The organism is Sphingobium sp. GW821-FHT02B05 (assembly GCF_059421905.1).
Genome location: NZ_JBWKVW010000013.1, coordinates 22,073 through 39,105, shown reverse-complemented (window position 1 = coordinate 39,105; position 17,033 = coordinate 22,073). Strand labels below are relative to the sequence as shown.

General features: G+C 63.2%; 15 protein-coding genes. 8 read left to right on the top strand and 7 right to left on the bottom strand.

The annotated features are described in order from the left end of the window. Window positions 1-14: 14 nt before the first annotated feature. Complete coding sequence (locus AC07UX_RS19995; RefSeq protein WP_495193730.1) at window positions 15-551, bottom strand: MarR family winged helix-turn-helix transcriptional regulator; 537 nt, start codon at window positions 549-551, stop codon at window positions 15-17. Between the two features lie 28 nt (window positions 552-579). Beyond that, window positions 580-981: a nuclear transport factor 2 family protein gene (locus tag AC07UX_RS19990; RefSeq protein ID WP_495193729.1), complete on the bottom strand. Its 402-nt coding sequence runs from the start codon at window positions 979-981 to the stop codon at window positions 580-582. Between the two features lie 97 nt (window positions 982-1,078). On the opposite strand from AC07UX_RS19990, the gene AC07UX_RS19985 reads away from it, so the two are divergent. Genes AC07UX_RS19985 through AC07UX_RS19975 form a run of 3 tightly spaced genes read left to right on the top strand, consistent with a single transcriptional unit; the run spans window position 1,079 to window position 2,738 of the window. Next, complete coding sequence (locus tag AC07UX_RS19985) at window positions 1,079-1,471, top strand: nuclear transport factor 2 family protein (RefSeq protein WP_495193728.1); 393 nt, start codon at window positions 1,079-1,081, stop codon at window positions 1,469-1,471. A gap of 14 nt (window positions 1,472-1,485) precedes the next feature. Further along, window positions 1,486-2,235, top strand: coding sequence for an SDR family oxidoreductase (locus AC07UX_RS19980; protein WP_495193727.1), 750 nt, complete (start codon window positions 1,486-1,488; stop codon window positions 2,233-2,235). Next, on the top strand, window positions 2,235-2,738 hold the full coding sequence (locus tag AC07UX_RS19975; protein ID WP_495193770.1) for a DUF3237 domain-containing protein: 504 nt from the start codon (window positions 2,235-2,237) through the stop codon (window positions 2,736-2,738). Before AC07UX_RS19980 ends, AC07UX_RS19975 begins: the two co-directional genes overlap by 1 nt. A 51-nt stretch (window positions 2,739-2,789) precedes the next feature. Here AC07UX_RS19975 and AC07UX_RS19970 read toward each other — a convergent pair whose 3' ends face one another. Both AC07UX_RS19970 and AC07UX_RS19965 read right to left on the bottom strand, forming a co-directional pair. Further along, window positions 2,790-4,919, bottom strand: coding sequence for an acetate--CoA ligase family protein (locus AC07UX_RS19970; RefSeq protein WP_495193769.1), 2,130 nt, complete (start codon window positions 4,917-4,919; stop codon window positions 2,790-2,792). A 119-nt stretch (window positions 4,920-5,038) separates the two neighbouring features. Beyond that, entirely contained in the window at window positions 5,039-5,485 is a 447-nt protein-coding gene (locus AC07UX_RS19965) for a MarR family winged helix-turn-helix transcriptional regulator (protein ID WP_495193726.1), read from the bottom strand. A 122-nt stretch (window positions 5,486-5,607) separates the two neighbouring features. Here AC07UX_RS19965 and AC07UX_RS19960 point away from each other — a divergent pair, with 122 nt between their 5' ends. The 4 genes from AC07UX_RS19960 to AC07UX_RS19945 all read left to right on the top strand — a co-directional run bounded on the left by AC07UX_RS19960 (window position 5,608) and on the right by AC07UX_RS19945 (window position 11,165). Continuing rightward, a complete protein-coding gene (locus AC07UX_RS19960) occupies window positions 5,608-7,026 on the top strand; it encodes an aldehyde dehydrogenase family protein (RefSeq protein WP_495193725.1) in 1,419 nt (472 codons plus the stop codon). Window positions 7,027-7,293: 267 nt separating this feature from the next. Further along, a complete protein-coding gene (locus AC07UX_RS19955) occupies window positions 7,294-8,505 on the top strand; it encodes an acetyltransferase domain-containing protein (RefSeq protein WP_495193724.1) in 1,212 nt (403 codons plus the stop codon). A 328-nt stretch (window positions 8,506-8,833) separates the two neighbouring features. Next, window positions 8,834-10,969 (top strand): TonB-dependent siderophore receptor, encoded by a 2,136-nt coding sequence (locus tag AC07UX_RS19950; RefSeq protein ID WP_495193723.1) that lies wholly within the window; start codon window positions 8,834-8,836, stop codon window positions 10,967-10,969. Between the two features lie 40 nt (window positions 10,970-11,009). Beyond that, the gene (locus tag AC07UX_RS19945) at window positions 11,010-11,165 is read left to right on the top strand and encodes a hypothetical protein (RefSeq protein ID WP_495193722.1); all 156 of its coding nucleotides are present in this window, start codon (window positions 11,010-11,012) and stop codon (window positions 11,163-11,165) included. Between the two features lie 70 nt (window positions 11,166-11,235). Here AC07UX_RS19945 and AC07UX_RS19940 read toward each other — a convergent pair whose 3' ends face one another. From AC07UX_RS19940 to AC07UX_RS19930, 3 genes are all read right to left on the bottom strand, one after another. Continuing rightward, complete coding sequence (locus tag AC07UX_RS19940) at window positions 11,236-11,496, bottom strand: hypothetical protein (protein ID WP_495193721.1); 261 nt, start codon at window positions 11,494-11,496, stop codon at window positions 11,236-11,238. A 252-nt stretch (window positions 11,497-11,748) separates the two neighbouring features. Continuing rightward, entirely contained in the window at window positions 11,749-13,419 is a 1,671-nt protein-coding gene (locus AC07UX_RS19935) for an MFS transporter (protein WP_495193720.1), read from the bottom strand. Between the two features lie 56 nt (window positions 13,420-13,475). Next, entirely contained in the window at window positions 13,476-14,888 is a 1,413-nt protein-coding gene (locus AC07UX_RS19930; protein ID WP_495193719.1) for a DcaP family trimeric outer membrane transporter, read from the bottom strand. A 191-nt stretch (window positions 14,889-15,079) separates the two neighbouring features. On the opposite strand from AC07UX_RS19930, the gene acs reads away from it, so the two are divergent. Next, entirely contained in the window at window positions 15,080-17,023 is a 1,944-nt protein-coding gene (gene acs / locus AC07UX_RS19925; protein WP_495193718.1) for an acetate--CoA ligase, read from the top strand. Window positions 17,024-17,033 lie beyond the last annotated feature (10 nt).

The following is a 17,033-nucleotide window of genomic DNA, read 5'->3' as shown; positions in this document are numbered from 1 at the left end:
GGTCCCTCGTCCGCTCAGGCGGCGGGGTCCTCGTCGCCGTCGGGCCGGGTGAATTCCAGGAAGCGGCTGTTGCCCGACTCGTCATTCGCTTCCAGCGTGTCGACCAGCGTGTCGAGATACTGGTTGAGCGTATCGACTTCCTTGGCCTTGAGGTCGGAAACGAGATAGGTTGCGACCTTGTCGGTCTGCGGCCGCATCAGCAGATAGAGACGCCGCCCCTCTTCGGTCAGGACCAATATCTTGCGCCGCTTGTTGGCCGGGTCGCGTTCCACGGTGATGCGCCCGTGCTTCTGGAGTGCGGCGACCGCGCGCGAGACGCTCATCGGGTTTACCCCGGTCATCTCCGCCAGTTCATGGCTGGCCGAATTGGGAAAGCGGCCAAGCAGCATCAACAGGCGAAACTCGTTCAGGCTGATCTTGTAGCGATGCTCCAGATAGGTGGAGAAAGGCGCCATCAGCTTGTTGGCGAGCCGCAGGACGCGGTGGAGCGTATCGGCAGGACTGGTTTCGGCCGACGCCGACGTCTTTTGGGGCGGGCTGCTGTTCGACATGGTCTCCCGATAGGGCATCTGCCGGCGCTCAAGTCAAGCCGACGATGGCGCAGCCCACGCTGGTGAACCGGCCATCGGCGACGTGATAATGGATATATTGGCGCATTTGCTGCACTTCGCCTTTCGCGATCGGCATGAACTGGTCGAGGCCCTGCGCCGCGAGCGTTGCCGCATCCAGATCCTGCGTGGCTTCGACCCGAATAATCCCCTCCAGCGCGACCAGTTCTTCGCTGGCGGCGAAGCGTTCGATCGTGAGCGTCTCGATGACATGGGCATGGAGGAAACCGTAGAAGCACTTGAATGCGTCGCGCGTGCCAAGGTCCACGCCAAAGAAGCGGATGCTGGCGCCCGACGCATAGAAATCGAAGACCGTATCATAGTCGCGATCGTTGAAAGCCTGCGCATAGCGGTCATAATCGGCGCGGTTCATGGCGCTTTCCTCTTCCTTGGCTCTTGTTCTTTTAATAACGATCGTTATCGTATCCGAAAAGCGAGGCCGTGCGCCAGCGGAAAATATACAGGAGAGGATGATGGCTTATACGCAGCAGGAACAGCGCAATCTGGATCTGGTCCAGGCTATGTTCGACCATGTTTTGATACCAATGGATGGCGACGCGGCGGACCGGTTCATCGCGCCCGACTATATCCAGCATAATCAGTGGGTGGACACCGGGTTGGCGCCGCTGAAAGCCTTCCTGCGCAAGGTGAGGAGCGAAAATCCCGATGCGGTGCATGACATCAAGCGGCGCTTTGCCGATGGCGACCATGTGATCGTCCATTATCATGTACGGCGGTTTGCGGGCGATCCGGGCTTTGCGGTGATGGATATCTTTCGCATCGCGGGCGACATGATCGTCGAACATTGGGACACGGTGCAGGATGTGCCGACGGAAAGCCCCAATCCCCATTCGCCCTTCTGAGCCGGAGAGAGAGCATGCGGTTCAGGGACAAGATCATATTGGTGGTCGGCGGCAATAGCGGCATCGGCCTGGCCAGTGCGCAGGCTTTCGCGGCGGAGGCCGGGATCGTGCGGCTGACCGGGCGGGATCAGGCGACGATCGACGCGGCGGTGGCCGGGATGGACGGCGCGCGGGGCTATCGCGCGGACATTGCCGATCCGGACGCGATGGAGTCGGTGATCGCCGACATCGCGGTGCAGGACGGGCGGATCGACACGCTGTTCGTCAATGCGGGCGTGGGCGGCTTCGCGCCGATCCGCGACCTGACGCCGGCCGATTGGGACCATGTGCATGGCGTCAATCTGCGGGGCTGTGTCTTTGCCATCCAGAGGGCGCTGCGGCTGATGGGCCGGGGCGGGTCGATCGTGGCGACGGGGTCGATCGGCGGCCATGCCTTCGTGCCCGGCAACACCGCCTATGCGGCGGCCAAGGGCGGGCTTTATGCGGCAATGAAGGTGATTGCGGGGGAATTGGTGAGCGAGGGCATCCGCGTCAATCTGGTCAGTCCCGGCCCGATCGAGACGCCGCTGCTGCACCGCAATCCGGGCATGAACGAGGCCGATGTGGACAATCTGCGCGCGGCGATGATCGCGGCCGTGCCGATGAAGCGCATGGGCCGGGCGGACGAAGTCGCGCGCGCCGTGCTGTTCCTGGCGTCGGACGAGGCCAGTTTTATCACTGCCGCCAATCTCTTTGTCGATGGCGGAACCTTGGAGCTTGGATGATGAGTGACCTGTTTTCGACGCTGGACAATCCGCGGCTGGAATTCGCGATGGAGGTGCGGCTGCAATTCCCGCGCGTCCAGACCATCGTCAACACGCCGATGGGCGGCAATCGCAGCGCCGTCTATGTCGATGGCGGCACGTTCGAAGGGCCGCGGATCAAGGGCAAGGCGGTGCCGGGATCGGGCGGCGACTATGCCTATTTCCGGCCGGACGATGTTGCCGTGTTCGACGCGCGCTATATGCTGGAGGAGGAGGATGGGACGCTGATCCTGCTCAACAATCGCGGTTTCCTGTGGGGGCGCAAGCCCGACACGATGCAAAAGCTGCGGGACTGGGCCTTTGCCGACGGACAGCCGGTGGAGCAGCAGGATTATTATCTGCGCGGCAATCCCAGCTTCGAATGCCCGGTCGGCAAGCATGACTGGCTGACCAAACATGTGTTCATCGGCGTGGGCGAGCGGCGAGCGGACGGCAATGTGCTGCGCTATTATGCGCTGACCTGACTATGCCGTCATTGCGAGCGGAGCGGGTTCCGCCCGCAATGACGGAGGTTATTAGAGGGAAATCAGCGCATCCAGCGCGATCGCGCCCTGCCCCTGCGGATAGACGATCACCGGGTTGAGATCGACTTCGCTGATCGCGGGCGTGGCGGCAACCATCTGGCCCAGGCGCTGGACAATGTCGGCGACCGCGCCGATATCCATGGCCGGTGCGCCACGGAAGCCATCAAGCAGCGGCGCCATGCGCAGCGTGCGGATCTGCGCGATGATCGCATCGCGGGTCAGGTCGGGCGGAAGCAGGCAGACGTCGTGCAGCAATTCCGCCGCGACGCCGCCGAAGCCGACGAGGATGGTCGGCCCCCAATGCGGGTCGTTGCGCGCGCCCACGATCAGTTCGACCCCCTTGGCCGCCATCCCCTCCACCAGTACGCCGTCAAGGACCAAGTCCGGGCGCGAGGCGGCGAGATTGGCCATCAGCCGGTCCCAGCCCGCCGAGACCGCATCGGCATCGGCCAGATTGATGATGACGCCGCCCGCATCGCTCTTGTGCGGCAGTTCGGGCGACTGGGCCTTGAGCACGACCGGATAGCCGAGGCGATCGGCCGCGGCGACGGCTTCCGCCGCACTGCGCGCCAGTTCGAAGGCGGGGAAGGCGATGCCCTGCGCCCCCATGATTGCCTTGGACCGATATTCGGGGATGGTGCTGCCGACCTGGGAAAGGCCATCGACCGGCTGAGCGTCGAGCGGCGCGACCGCCGCGTCGCGCTGGCGATGGGCGGAAATGCGGGCGAGCGCGCGCAGCATGCGTTCGGCGGTGGGGAGGTAAGTGGCGCCGGCTTGACGCAGCGCGCTAAGGTCGTCGGCGAAGACGGCGCCACCTTCATCGACGCCGCCGACGATGACCGGCTTTGTCTCGCCGATGGTCTCCAGCGCATCCAGCACGGCCCTGAACTTCACATGCGACGTGCCGGTGTCGGTCTGAATCAGCGTGAGCAGGATGGTGCCGATCCGGTCGTCCTGCGCCAGCGCGGCCAGCGTACGACCGTAAAGGCCGGGATCGACCAGCCCCTGGGCGGTAATATCCATTGGGTTGGTGACGGGCACGAAATCGGGCAGCGCCGCGCGCAAGGCCGGGCTGTCCGCATCGGTCAATTTGGGCAGGTCGAGATCGACCGCTTCGGCCAGATCCAGCATCATCGCCTTGAACGCGCCGGATTCGGCGACGATGCCGGTGCCGCCTACGCCTGCGTCAGATGATCGGGCGAGGATTTCGACGATGTCGCCCAGTTCCTCCAGCGATTCCGCCAGGATGACGCCGGCGCGCTCGACATGGACGGTCATGACCGCATGGTCGCCGGCCATCGCCCCTGTATGGGTGGCGGCGCTGGCCGCGCCCGCCGCACTGCGGCCGGGATGGAGCAGCACGACCGCCTTGCCGGCCGCGCGCGCCGCACGGGCGGCGGCCAAGAAGCGGGCGGGGTCGCGCACATGTTCGGCGATGAGCGCAATGACGGCGGCGTCGGGCTGATCGACCAGATGGGCGAGATAATCCTCTATTCCGCTCGCCGCTTCGTTGCCGGTGGAGATGTAGCAGCTCAAGGGCACATCCCGGTGGATCATCGTCGTAGCCAGCACGGCGGCCATCGCGCCCGATTGCGAGACGATGCCGACACGGCGATCGCCCTGCGCCTTGGCCTCCGGCATTTCGATGAAGGTCAGTGAGACATTGTCGCGGAAATTGACGAGGCCAAGGCAGTTCGGCCCTTCGACCACCATGCCGCTTTCGCGGGCGATGCGGGCGATTTCATGCTGGTCGGCCAGACCCTGCGGCCCGTCCTCGGCAAAGCCGGCGGAGAAGATGACGGCGGCGCCCACGCCCTTGCGCGCGAGGCCACGGATGGCGTCCAGCACGCCCGCGCGCGGGATGGCGAGAACAGCGACATGGACACCGGTTGGCAGGTCGTCGACCGAGGCGACGCAGGGCCGGCCGCCAATCTCCTTCCGCTTGGGATTGACCAGATGGATGTCGCCGTCAAAGCCCTGCCGCACCAGATTGGCCAGGACCGAAGCGCCCAGCGCGCCGGGCTTGTCCGACGCGCCGATGATGGCGACCGAGCGCGGTCGAAGCAGGCAATCGAGCGATGCGGGCGGGAGGCTCCGGTCCGATGTTGCCGGTCCATCCATCAAAGCAGCTTCCGTCACGCGCACCTGTCTCCCATTCTTACGGCTGCCTGCGTCGAATCAACCGCTTGTTTCGCGCCAATTGTGTGCCAAGGATACAGTTTGTGCAAGCGGCCTTGTCGTCAATCCTCATCGTCGTCCGGCGTGGGCGCCGGCCCCAGTCGGGCCAGCAGCGCACGGAGCGTCCTGAGTTCCTCCGCGCTCAATCCCTGCGTCATGCGCGCGTCGGACTGGCGCACCGCCGCCAGCATCGCGTCCAGCTGGCGCGCGCCTTCGGGCAGGAGCATCAGCGCGTTGGTGCGCAGGTCGCGACCCGGTCGCCGCTCCACCAGCCCCTTGTCGGCCAAGATATTGACCAGCTTCATCGCGCTGGAACGGTTGATGCTGAGCGCGCGGCCCAGCGCGGTCTGGTCGCAGCCGGGATTGTCGCGGATCAGGATCAGCGCCGTCATCTTAGCCGGCGACAGATCATGGTCCGCCAGCGCCGCGCGCGCATCCGTTTCCATCAGCAGATTGGCCCGCTGCACGCGATAGCCCACAAGCGACTGGAGATCGGCCCCCTGTTTCATCCCTTCACTATACCCCTTGCCATTATTGTATCCCTAGCGCACAAATATATGCTACAGGCAGCCGGGCCGAATTGCGATAGGCAATGCCATCCGGACGGTGCCCAATAAATGGAGAGCGACTCATGGATCATGAATTTCGGATGCTGATCGACGGCGAACTGGTCGCCGGTGTCAGCACATTCGACGTGGTGAACCCGGCAACGGCGCAGCCCTTCGCCCTCTGCCCCAAGGCGGACGAGGCGCTGGCCGAGCGCGCCATCGCGGCAGCCAAGAAGGCGCAGCCCGGCTGGGCCGCGACCCCGGTCGAGGAACGCGCGGCGCTGACCAACAAACTGGCCGATGCGCTGGAAGCCCGGATCGGCGAGTTCGCCAGCCTGCTGACCGCCGAACAGGGTAAGCCGCTGGACCAGGCCGGTTACGAGATCATGGGCAGCGTCTTCACCCTGCGCGCCTTCGCCGCGATGCGGATCGAACCCAAAGTGCTGCGCGACGAAGGCGGCAACAAGGTCGTCGAACACCGCACCCCGCTGGGCGTCGTCGCGTCGATCACGCCATGGAATTTCCCGTTGATCCTGCTGATGAACAAGCTGGGGCCGGCATTGGTTACGGGTAACACGATGGTGTCGAAACCCGCGCCCACCACGCCGCTGACCACCCTGTTGTTCGGCGAACTGGCCAGGGATATCCTGCCCGCCGGCGTGCTGAACATCGTCTGCGACCAGAATGAGCTTGGCCCGCTGCTGACCGGCCATCCCGATGTCGCCAAGGTCGCCTTCACCGGATCGACCGCGACTGGCAAGAAGGTGATGGCATCGTCCGCCGGCACGGTGAAGCGGGTGACGCTGGAACTGGGCGGCAATGACGCAGCGATCGTGCTGGACGATGTCGATGCGCGGCAGGTGGCCAAGAAGGTCTATCAGGGCGCGATGACCAATGCCGGGCAGATCTGCGTTGCGGTGAAGCGCGCCTATGTGCCCAGCGCCATGTATGACGATTTCTGCGACGAGCTGGCGAAGCTGGCGAACGAGGCGATCGTCGATGACGGCGCCAAGCAGGGCACGACCATCGGGCCGGTGCAGAACAAGATGCAGTTCGACAAGGTCAGCGCCCTGATCGCCGACGCCAAGACGCGCGGCACGGTGCTGGCCGGTGGCGAACCGATGGACCGTCCGGGCTATTTCATCGCGCCGACCATCGTGCGCGACCTGCCCGAAGATGCGCCTTTGGTGCAGGAAGAACAGTTCGGCCCGGTTCTGCCGGTGCTGAAATATGACGATATCGACGATGTCATCGCCCGCGCCAACGACAGCGACTATGGCCTGGCCGGCACGGTTTGGGGCAAGGATGTGGAACGGGCCACGTCTGTCGCGATGCAGATCGACACAGGGACGGTGTGGGTCAACCAGCATCTGGCGATCGACGCCAACATCCCGTTCCGCGGCGTGAAGCAATCGGGACTGGGCGGCGAACTGGGCGAGGCGGGCCTGCTGGAATATACCCAGGCGCATATCGTCAATATCGTCGCGCTCGAAGCCGCCTGACGATCGATTCCTGCGTAACGCACGAAGGGCCGGCGAAGCATAGCGCTTCGCCGGCCCTTCTTCTTTGATATTTTTCGCTTCTCCATGTCACATATTCGGAACATTCGGTGGTGCGCGCGCCATAGCTTCGTAGGCTGATAGACGGATAGACGGGGGCATCGAGAAGGAGCCGCTCGTCGCCAACGACAAGGCGCAATGCCTATTGCCATAAATGATATGTTGTATCATATGCGACCAGACGGCATCGCGGGGACAGGAAGCGGGGTTATGAACAGCATAGCGGGCCAGGCGCCCATCATCGGCCCTGGTGCCACGACATCACCGATCGGCGTCGCGAAGGCACGGACGCGGCTCATCGCGATCGACGCGCTGCGCGGCCTCGTCATGCTGTTCATGCTGGTGGACCATGTCCGCGAGACATGGTTCCTGCATCTGCAAGTGACCGATCCGGTGGACGCCAACACGACCGATCCGGGCCTGTTCTTCACCCGCCTGCTCTCCACCTTCTGCGCGCCGACTTTCGTCGCACTGACGGGCCTGTCAGCCTGGCTCTATGGCCAGTCGCACAGCAAGGGACAGGTGTCCGAATTTCTGCTGAAACGTGGGCTGTTCCTGATCTTTCTGGAATTTACGGTCGTCGGCTATGCCTGGCCGACGCAGGCGCCCGCCTTTCCGCCGACGGCGATCTGGTTGCAGGTGATCTGGGCCATCGGCATCAGCATGGTGGCGCTGGCCGCTTTGCTACATCTGCCGCGTCCGGCGCAGTTCGCGGTCGGCCTTAGCATCATGTGCCTGCACAATCTGCTCGATCCGATCCGTCTGACGGGGGAGTCCCCCTGGTTCGTGCCCTGGGCGATCCTGCATCAGCGTGAAAAGCTGGAACTGGCTGGCACCATGGTCAAGACCACCTATCCGATCCTGCCGTGGATCGGCGTCATCCTGTTGGGCTATGCCTGCGGTCCCTGGTTCGCCCGTGGCAGCGACCCCGCGCCACGTATTTGGCGCCTCACCCTGCTTGGCCTTGGCCTGATCCTGGGCTTCGTCCTGATCCGTTATCTGAACATCTATGGCGACAAGCCCTGGTTCGTGGCGGACACGCCGCTGCGCACCGTGATGAGCTTTCTGGCGCTGACCAAATATCCGCCCTCCCTGCTGTTCCTGATGCCGACCATCGGCGCGGGCTGCCTGCTGCTGGCGCTGTTCGAACGGTTGGAGGGCAGCAAGGCGATGCCGACGCTGGCCATGCTGGGCGGCGCGCCGATGTTTTATTATGTGCTGCACCTCTATGTCTTGAAGCTCGTCTATAATGTCGCGCTGCTGATGTACGGCCCGACCAAGGGCATGGTGTTCGGCGTCGATCATCTTAGCTGGGTGTGGATCTGGGTCTTCATCCTGATCCCGGTCCTCTATGTCCCGACCCGCTGGTTCGCGCAGCTGAAACAGCGGCGCAAGGACATATGGTGGCTGAAATATCTCTGACGGTGCTGCGTCGGATCGACTGGCCGCCTGCCTTGCTTGGAAGGCGGCCGTTTTTCCCGCTTTTGCACGGGTCATGACGCAGTATCAGGCGCAGCATTTTCCTGCCGTAGCGGCTCAGGATTCACAATTTTGCGCCGTCCCATGAGCCAAGTTTGACGTAATATTTCCGTCACGCAACTGAGCCTCGTTGCTCAAAAGCGGTGGAAAGTCACCCAAGGATCGGCCCCGACGACAGGACAAAGTCCGCGTGGGAATGAAAGATAGAACCGGTCCCCCCAATGTTCGCAGGACTTACGGGAATAGTGATTTTATAAGGGGTTACAGCATCATGCGCACGTTATCCGCCCTCCGTCTGGCCTGCGTCGCCAGCACCGTCGCCATCCCCATGTCTTCGATCGCCCAGGCCCAGGAGCCGGCGGCGGCAGAAAAAGCCGACGGCGACATCGTCGTCACAGGTCTCAAGCGCCAATATTTCGGCGACACGCCGGTCAAGGAAATCCCGCAGGCCGTGCAGTTTCTGGAAGGCAAGCTGCTCCAGGATCTCAACATCACCCGGCTCGACACCGCGCTGGAACTGGCGAGCGGCCTGTCGAAGCAGAATAATTTCGGCGGCCTGTGGGACAGTTTCGCCATTCGTGGCTTTGCCGGGGACGAGAATTTCCCGAGCGGCTTCCTGGTAAACGGCTTTAACGGCGGTCGCGGCTATGGCGGCCCGCGCGATGCGTCCAATGTCGATCGGATCGAAGTGCTCAAGGGGCCGAACAGCGCGCTCTTCGGGCGCGGCGAGCCGGGTGGCACGATCAATATCGTCACCAAGAAGCCGACCTTCGATCAAGGCGGCAGCTTCTCGATCGCAGGTGGCAGCTGGGAAACCTATCGCGCCGAAGGCGACTATAATCTACCGCTGAGCGATGCAATCGCGGTGCGCATTAACGGCTCGGTCGAAAAGGCCGAAAGCTTCCGCGACACGGTCGAGACGCAGAAATATACGCTGACCCCATCCTTTCTGGCGAAACTGTCCGACCGGGACATCTTCACCTACGAACTGGAATATGTGAAGCAGGAAGTGCCCTTCGATCGCGGCGTGGTGGCGATCCCGACCGTCAATGCCGATGGCACGACCAGCTATGATCTGGGCGCCATCCCCAATTCGCGTTTCCTGAGCAATCCCAATGACGGTCCGATCAAGATCGGCGTGCTGGGGCATCAGGCGCAATATCAGCATGACTTCGACGATGACTGGACGTTGATGCTGGGCGCCGGATATAAGGACACGACGTTCGAGGGCTATTCCAGCGATCCTGAACTGGCACTGGGCCGTCAGCGCCTGGACAATGACGGGCAGACCCTGTCGCGCCAGCGCCGGTACCGCGACTATAGCACCACCCATATGGTGTTCCGTGGCGAAATCAGCGGCAAGCTGGAAACCGGCTCCATCGTCCACAATATCCGTATCGGCGGCGACTGGGACCGGTTCAAGATCAAGACGTTCCAGCTGCGCTATCGCCCGACAGCTGCCGATCAATCCTATTCGATCGACATCTTCAACCCTGATTATTCCATCCCCGCGCCAGTGCCGACGTCGGTGATCCAGGATTCGACGGAAGTGCAGAAGGCCTGGGGCGTTTACGCCCAGGACCAGATCGAAATCACGGAACAGTTCAAAGTCCGGTTTGGCGGCCGTTACGACGATTTCAGCCAGAATATCGACAACCGCCTGGGCACCACCAATCCGGCGTCCTACGCCAAGTTCAGCCCGATGGCCGGCCTGGTGTTCGAACCCACCAGCAGCCTGTCCTTCTATGCCAGCTATGGCAAGGGGTTCCGGCCGAACAGCGGCGTCGACGTCAACAACAATCCCTTCGCCCCGGAAGTCAGCAAAAGCTATGAAGTCGGCGCGAAATTCGTGACGCCGGACGGCAAGCTGACCAGCACGCTCTCGCTCTACAAGATGAAGAAGAGCAACGTCCTGACCGCCGACCTGCTGACCGGCCTGTCGATCGCGGTCGGCGAGGCCAAGAGCCAGGGCGTGGAGTTCGACGTCAATGCCAAGCTGCCCGCCGGGTTCGAACTGTTCGTAACCTATGCCTATGCCGATGCCGGCTGGGCCGACGACTATGCCGCTGCCGGGGTCAGCAAGAATGATCCGCTGATCAACATTCCCAAGCATCAGGGCAACGCACTGCTGTTCAAGAATTTCGCGATCGGCGATCATGAAGCGATGCTGGGCGCGAGCGTGACGCATGTCAGCCGGCGCCTGGGCCAGACGGCGGCGGATTTCTATCTGCCCAGCTACACCATCGCCAAGTTATTGGGATCGTTCAACATCAACGAGCAGATCAAATTGTCGGCGGACGTCACCAACCTGTTCGACAAGAAATATTATGCCAGCTCCTATTCGGCGCTGTGGATCCAGCCGGGCACGCCCCGCCAGTTCACGGTCCGGGCGAGCTTTACCTTCTGACGCCGCTTCGTCGGGGCCAGAGCCTTTTGTTTTTCGCATTTTGCGAGCCGTCAGCGGGCTATACTACGCTTTCGGCGGCCCCGGTTCCGGCTTCCAGATCGGGCCGGGCGTGGGCGAGACGATGGCGGAAATCATCGCCAGGGGCGCGACCGACATTCCGATGGCGCCATACGATATCGCCCGCTTCGCGTCGTAGCGCCGGCAAGAATCGCCCTGCCCTCGCCCGGCGCGATGCCGGGGCGAGGGCAAGGAAAGGGCATAAGCGATCAGCGCTGGGCCAGTTGCACCGGCGCCTTGCGGCTGATGGTCAGGCCGTCCTGCGCCCAGTCCGTCTTGGTCTGGCACCGGATGTTCGGGACGTGCGAACCGGTGCGGGTTTCGCGGAAGCAATAGCGATCGGTCTTCGCCTGATAGGTCACCTTGGCATCGCCGAACCGGCCCTGCGGCTGCGCGAAGGCGGGGGTGGCAGCGGCCGAAACGGCAACGGTGGCGGCGAGAATGGCGGCGGCAAATGCGATGGTCTTCATGATGATGGTCCTTCCCTGAAATCTCTTTGGCGATCCGTTGTGGATCATGCCGAAGACATTGCAGGGGCCGTGCCAATTCGCGAAAAACCCGAAAATTCGTGGATTTCCACTAGCGCGGCGCAAAAAGCCGAAAATATTATCCCATAAATTGGCGAAAACACCCGCTTTTTCGCACCGGTTCCATGCGCAACAGAAAGGGGCGGCACCGACTGGCGCCGCCCCTCCATGATTTTACCTGTCCAACTCGCTGTCTCAGTCGTCGATATTCCGTCGGAACGTCTCCGGCAGGAACAGCAGCCCAATGACCACCGTCGCTGCGGCGATCACGACCGGATACCAGAGGCCATAATAGATATCCCCGGTCGCCGCGACCATGGCGAAGGCCGTGGTCGGCAGGAAGCCGCCGAACCAGCCATTGCCGATATGGTAGGGCAGCGACATCGACGTATATCGGATGCGGCTGGGGAAAAGTTCGACCAGCATCGCCGCGATCGGGCCATAGACCATCGTCACCAGCATCGCGAGCGCCCACAATATAGCGACCACCGCCACCTTGTTGATCCGCGCCGTGTCCGCCTTGGCCGGATAGCCTGCCTTGGCAAGGCCCGCCTTCAGCTCGTCCTGAAAGGCGGTAATCGCCGCCTTCTTGTCATCGCCCGCCAGCGTCGCGGGATCGGGCGCTGTAAAGCTGGCTGCGCCGATCTTGACGATCGCCGGGCTGCCGGCCGGTGCTTCGACATTGTCATAGCTGGCGCTCGCCTTGGCCAGATAGGTCTTGGCGATGTCGCAGCTCGATGTGTCGAACTTGTTCTTGCCCACGGGATCGAACTGGAACGAACATTCCTTGCCGTTGGCGACGACCGTGATGGGTGCGGATGCCTGCGCTGCTGCCAGTGCCGGATTGGCGGCGTTGGTCAGCGCCCCGAACAGCGGGAAATAGGCGATCGCCGCCAGTGCGCAGCCGCCCAGGATGATCGGCTTGCGCCCGATCTTGTCCGATAGCCAGCCGAAGACGACGAAGAAGGGCGTGGCCAGCGCCAGCGCGATGGCGATCAGGATATTGGCGGTCGCGCCATCGACCTTAAGCGTCTTTTCCAGGAAGAAGAGCGCGTAGAATTGCCCGGCATACCAGACCACCGCCTGCCCCGCGACCGCGCCCAGCAATGCGATAATGACCCAGCGCAGATTGCCCCACTGGCCGAAGGCTTCGGTCAGTGGCGCCTTGGACGTCTTGCCCTCATCCTTCATCTTCTGGAAGACCGGGCTTTCGTTGAGTTGCAGGCGTATCCACATCGACACAGCCAGCAGCACAATCGAAATCAGGAAGGGCAGGCGCCAGCCCCATGCGGCAAAGGCCTCCTCACCCAGCGCGAAACGAAAACCGATGACCACCAGCAACGCCGCAAACAGGCCGAAGGTCGCCGTGGTCTGAATCCAGCTGGTATAGAGGCCACGTTTCCCCTCCGGCGCATGTTCGGCCACATAGGTGGCGGCCCCGCCATATTCGCCGCCCAGCGCCAGCCCCTGCGCCAGCCGCATGAGCAGCAGGACGATCGGCGCCGCCACGCCGATGCTGGCGTAGCTCGGCAGCAGGCCGACCGCGAAGGTCGACAGGCCCATGATCCCCATGGTGACGAGGAAGGTATTCTTGCGCCCGACCAGATCGCCGATCCGCCCGAACACCAGTGCGCCGAACGGCCGCACCGCAAAGCCCGCCGCGAACGCCGCCAGCGCGAAGATGAAGCCCGTCGTCTCGTTCACGCCCGAAAAGAACTGGGCGCTGATATAGGTGGCCAGCAGGCCGTAGAGATAGAAATCATACCATTCGAACACCGTCCCCAATGAGGACGCGGCGATGACGAGTTTCTCGTTCTGCGTCGCCGCATGCTGTTTCGGCTGGCCGTCGTCATAGGTCGTCGCCATAAGCCCCTCTCCTTTCAAGTGCGATGTCCAGTCGGATGGAATCGCGTGAACCCAAGTCAGAATGTATATTTGGCCGCCATCTCAAGCCGGTCCATCTGGCCCGTAAGGCCGCTGACGACGTCGCGTTGAGTATGGCGATATTCGACGCCAAGGTCGAGATGCTCGACCGGGGACCAGAACAGGTTGCCGGCCAGGCTGTAGGCGGCCTTGTCCGCCAGCCCCGGCACGGTGAAATCGGACGGATAATAGGCCCGATGATAACCCGCCATGAAGGTGGAGCGCAGGCTGTCGGTCCAGCCCAGCTTTACCGCCGCATAGCCAGACAGGTTGCTGACCAGTCCCAGCCGTTGCGTGCGCGTGGGATCGTCCACCACATCGGCGACCGCGCCCAGCCCAAGATAGCGGCCGATCCCCCGGCCATAGGTTGCGAGCAGGCGCACATCATGCCGCCCCTGCGGGCCGAAGGCGACGCGGGCGCCACCGCTGACGCCCCAGCCCATCGCCGTTTCATCCCGCGCGTCGCCCTGTTCCTCACGATTCACAGACAGCATCCGCATCAGCCCCGCGATATGCCATTCCAGCGCCTTGCTCTTATACGCCAGTTTCGCCACCAGATCGGGCATGCGGTCATTGTCACGATCGACCAGCGCCGCCGCGGCCGGCGTCACCGTCTCGGTCTGCGGATTTTCCGCCGCCAGATAGAGCGACAGGTTGTCGGCCAACGGCTGCCGATATTGCGCGATCAACTGGCGCACGAAGACGGTGCCCTCCATCGGACCCACAAAGTCGGTGGTTTCGGGCAACAGGCTGGGACTCTGGAAGGTCGTCCATTCCTGCCCCAGCAGCCAGTTGCCATAGGTAAAATAGGCGCGGCGCAGCGTCGGCGTATAGGGGTTGGTCGCGCGCTGCGCCCCGGCCGGCGCGGTCGCCAGCCCGAAGTCGAACTCGATATGGCTCTTGAGCGACTTGGCGCCGACGGGCGTTTCCGTTTCGAAGGACAGCCGGCTTTGACGGGCATGGCCGATCACGTCATGGCTGCTCTGGCCCCCGACCGGAATCTGCTGCGGCAAATAGAATTCCTTGCCCAGCGCGCCGCCCGGCATCTCGCCATCGTCATAGCGGGTGGCGCTGCCCACCATCTTGACGAATCCACCGATCTTGAAGCTGGTCCCGCCGATCTGGAAACCCTCTGGGGGCGGTTTGCTCTCCAGCGTGGCGACACGATCATCCGCCTTTTGGGCAATCTGCGCCGACGCCTGCTGGTCAGTACGGGCCGCCTGCAACTCCCCCTTGAGCGCCGTCACCGCCGCTTCCAACTGGTTGAGCCGCGCCTCCAGTTCCGCCTCGCGCGCGGTCTGGGCACGGGCAGTCGGCCCTGCAAAGATGGCCGCCGTGAGGGCGCCTATCGCCGCACTGTTCCGCCAGTTCCGATATGTCGGCCAGGTCGCCGATGTCACTAATGTCATCATGCCTCTCCGTGCCGGACGGTCCCGTCTGTGCGGGGTTGGTGGCAAGTCCGGCCTGTGAAGCCATCATGCGGGGCAGGTGGGGTGGGAGAGAAGGCGGACCATGGTGCCAAAGACCCTCGACTTTGGTCGAGGATGGCGACCGTCCGGCGCTAGGTTAGGCTGGAGCAAAGAGCTGGAGAGGTTCTCGATATATGAGCGAAGCGCTATACCCCGTCCCCGCCGCCCTGGCTGCCGACGCCCGCATCACCGCCACCGCCGCCGCCGACTTGCATGCGCTGGCGGCGTCGGATCCCGACGCTTTCTGGCGCGAGCAGGCGCAGCGGCTGGACTGGATCACGCCCTTTACCAGGGTCGATGAAAGCAGCTTTGATGAAACGGATTTCGGCATCAGCTGGTTTGCCGACGGACAGTTGAACGTCAGCGCCAACTGTATCGACCGCCATCTTGCGACACGCGGCGATCAGCCTGCGATCATCTGGGAAGGTGACGATCCGGCCGAAAGCCGCATCGTCACCTACGCCCAGTTGCATGAGGAAGTCTGCCGCTTCGCCAATGTGCTCAAAGGCCAGGGGGTGCAGCGCGGCGACCGGGTCACGCTCTATCTGCCGATGATTCCGGAGGCAGCCTTCGCCATGCTGGCCTGCACCCGCATCGGCGCAGTCCATTCGATCGTCTTCGCCGGTTTTTCGCCCGACAGCCTGGCCAGCCGCATCCGCGATTGCGACTCCCGCCTGGTCATCACCGCCGACGAAGGGCTGCGCGGTGGCAAGAAGGTCGCGCTCAAGGCGAATGTCGACGCCGCGATCACGCATTGTACCTCGGTCGAGAAGGTCATCGTCGTCCAGCGCACCGGCGCCGATGTGCCGATGGTGGAAGGCCGCGACCTGTTCTACGGGCCCGCGCGCGATGCCGCCGCTACCGACTATGCGCCCGAAGCCATGGGCGCAGAAGACCCGCTCTTCATCCTCTACACCTCCGGCTCCACCGGCACGCCAAAGGGCGTTCTGCACTCGACCGGCGGCTATCTGCTCTGGGCGTCAATGACGCATGAGCATGTGTTCGATTATCGCCCAGGCGAGGTCTATTGGTGTACCGCCGATATCGGCTGGGTCACCGGCCACAGCTATGTCGTTTACGGCCCGCTGGCAAATGGCGCGACTACACTGATGTTCGAAGGCGTCCCCAACTATCCCGACCATAGCCGTTTCTGGCAGATATGCGACAAGTGGCAGGTGTCGATCTTCTACACCGCGCCAACGGCGCTGCGCGCGCTGATGCGCGAAGGCGACGCCTTTGTGCAGGCCGCCAGCCGAAGCTCGCTGCGCATATTGGGCAGCGTGGGCGAACCGATCAATCCGGAAGCCTGGGAATGGTATCATCGCATCGTCGGCGAAGGACGCTGCCCGATCGTCGATACATGGTGGCAGACCGAAACCGGCGGGATTTTGATCGCCCCCCTGCCCGGCGCGACCGATCTGAAGCCCGGCTCGGCAACGAAGCCGCTGTTCGGCGTTCACCCCTTGCTGGTCGATGCCGAAGGCAAGCAGCTCGACGGCGCGACCGAAGGCAATCTGTGCATCGCCAAAAGCTGGCCGGGGCAGATGCGCACTGTCTATGGCGATCATGAACGCTTCTTCCAGACCTATTTCACCACCTACCCCGGCCGCTATTTTACCGGCGACGGCGCCCGCCGCGACGAGGACGGCTATTATTGGATCACCGGCCGGGTGGATGACGTCATCAACGTGTCCGGGCACCGCATGGGCACGGCGGAAATCGAAAGCGCGCTGGTCGCCCATATCAAGGTCGCAGAGGCGGCGGTCGTGGGAATGCCCCATGCGATCAAGGGTCAGGGCATCTATGCCTATGTGACGTTGAACGCGAACGAAGAGCCATCGGACGAGTTGCGCAAGCTGCTGGTCGCCTGGGTCCGAAACGAGATTGGCCCAATTGCGACGCCCGACATCGTCCAGTTCGCGCCGGGCCTGCCCAAGACCCGTTCGGGCAAGATCATGCGCCGTATCCTGCGCAAGATCGCAGAGGGCGAAACTAGCGCATTGGGCGATATTTCCACGCTGGCCGATCCGTCCGTGGTCGAAAGGCTGATCGCCGACAGTCCGTTCGCACACGCCTGAGAGATCGTTT

Bases quoted from the DNA above. Each gene is read 5' to 3' on its own strand.
- AC07UX_RS19975 (WP_495193770.1), top strand. From the start codon at position 2,235: ATGAGTGACCTGTTTTCGACGCTGGACAATCCGCGGCTGGAATTCGCG.
- AC07UX_RS19955 (WP_495193724.1), top strand. From the start codon at position 7,294: ATGAACAGCATAGCGGGCCAGGCGCCCATCATCGGCCCTGGTGCCACG.
- AC07UX_RS19970 (WP_495193769.1), bottom strand. From the start codon at position 4,919: ATGGATGGACCGGCAACATCGGACCGGAGCCTCCCGCCCGCATCGCTC.
- AC07UX_RS19995 (WP_495193730.1), bottom strand. From the start codon at position 551: ATGTCGAACAGCAGCCCGCCCCAAAAGACGTCGGCGTCGGCCGAAACC.
- AC07UX_RS19980 (WP_495193727.1), top strand. From the start codon at position 1,486: ATGCGGTTCAGGGACAAGATCATATTGGTGGTCGGCGGCAATAGCGGC.
- AC07UX_RS19940 (WP_495193721.1), bottom strand. From the start codon at position 11,496: ATGAAGACCATCGCATTTGCCGCCGCCATTCTCGCCGCCACCGTTGCC.
- acs (WP_495193718.1), top strand. From the start codon at position 15,080: ATGAGCGAAGCGCTATACCCCGTCCCCGCCGCCCTGGCTGCCGACGCC.
- AC07UX_RS19965 (WP_495193726.1), bottom strand. From the start codon at position 5,485: ATGAAACAGGGGGCCGATCTCCAGTCGCTTGTGGGCTATCGCGTGCAG.
- AC07UX_RS19960 (WP_495193725.1), top strand. From the start codon at position 5,608: ATGGATCATGAATTTCGGATGCTGATCGACGGCGAACTGGTCGCCGGT.
- AC07UX_RS19985 (WP_495193728.1), top strand. From the start codon at position 1,079: ATGATGGCTTATACGCAGCAGGAACAGCGCAATCTGGATCTGGTCCAG.
- AC07UX_RS19935 (WP_495193720.1), bottom strand. From the start codon at position 13,419: ATGGCGACGACCTATGACGACGGCCAGCCGAAACAGCATGCGGCGACG.
- AC07UX_RS19950 (WP_495193723.1), top strand. From the start codon at position 8,834: ATGCGCACGTTATCCGCCCTCCGTCTGGCCTGCGTCGCCAGCACCGTC.
- AC07UX_RS19990 (WP_495193729.1), bottom strand. From the start codon at position 981: ATGAACCGCGCCGATTATGACCGCTATGCGCAGGCTTTCAACGATCGC.
- AC07UX_RS19930 (WP_495193719.1), bottom strand. From the start codon at position 14,888: ATGATGACATTAGTGACATCGGCGACCTGGCCGACATATCGGAACTGG.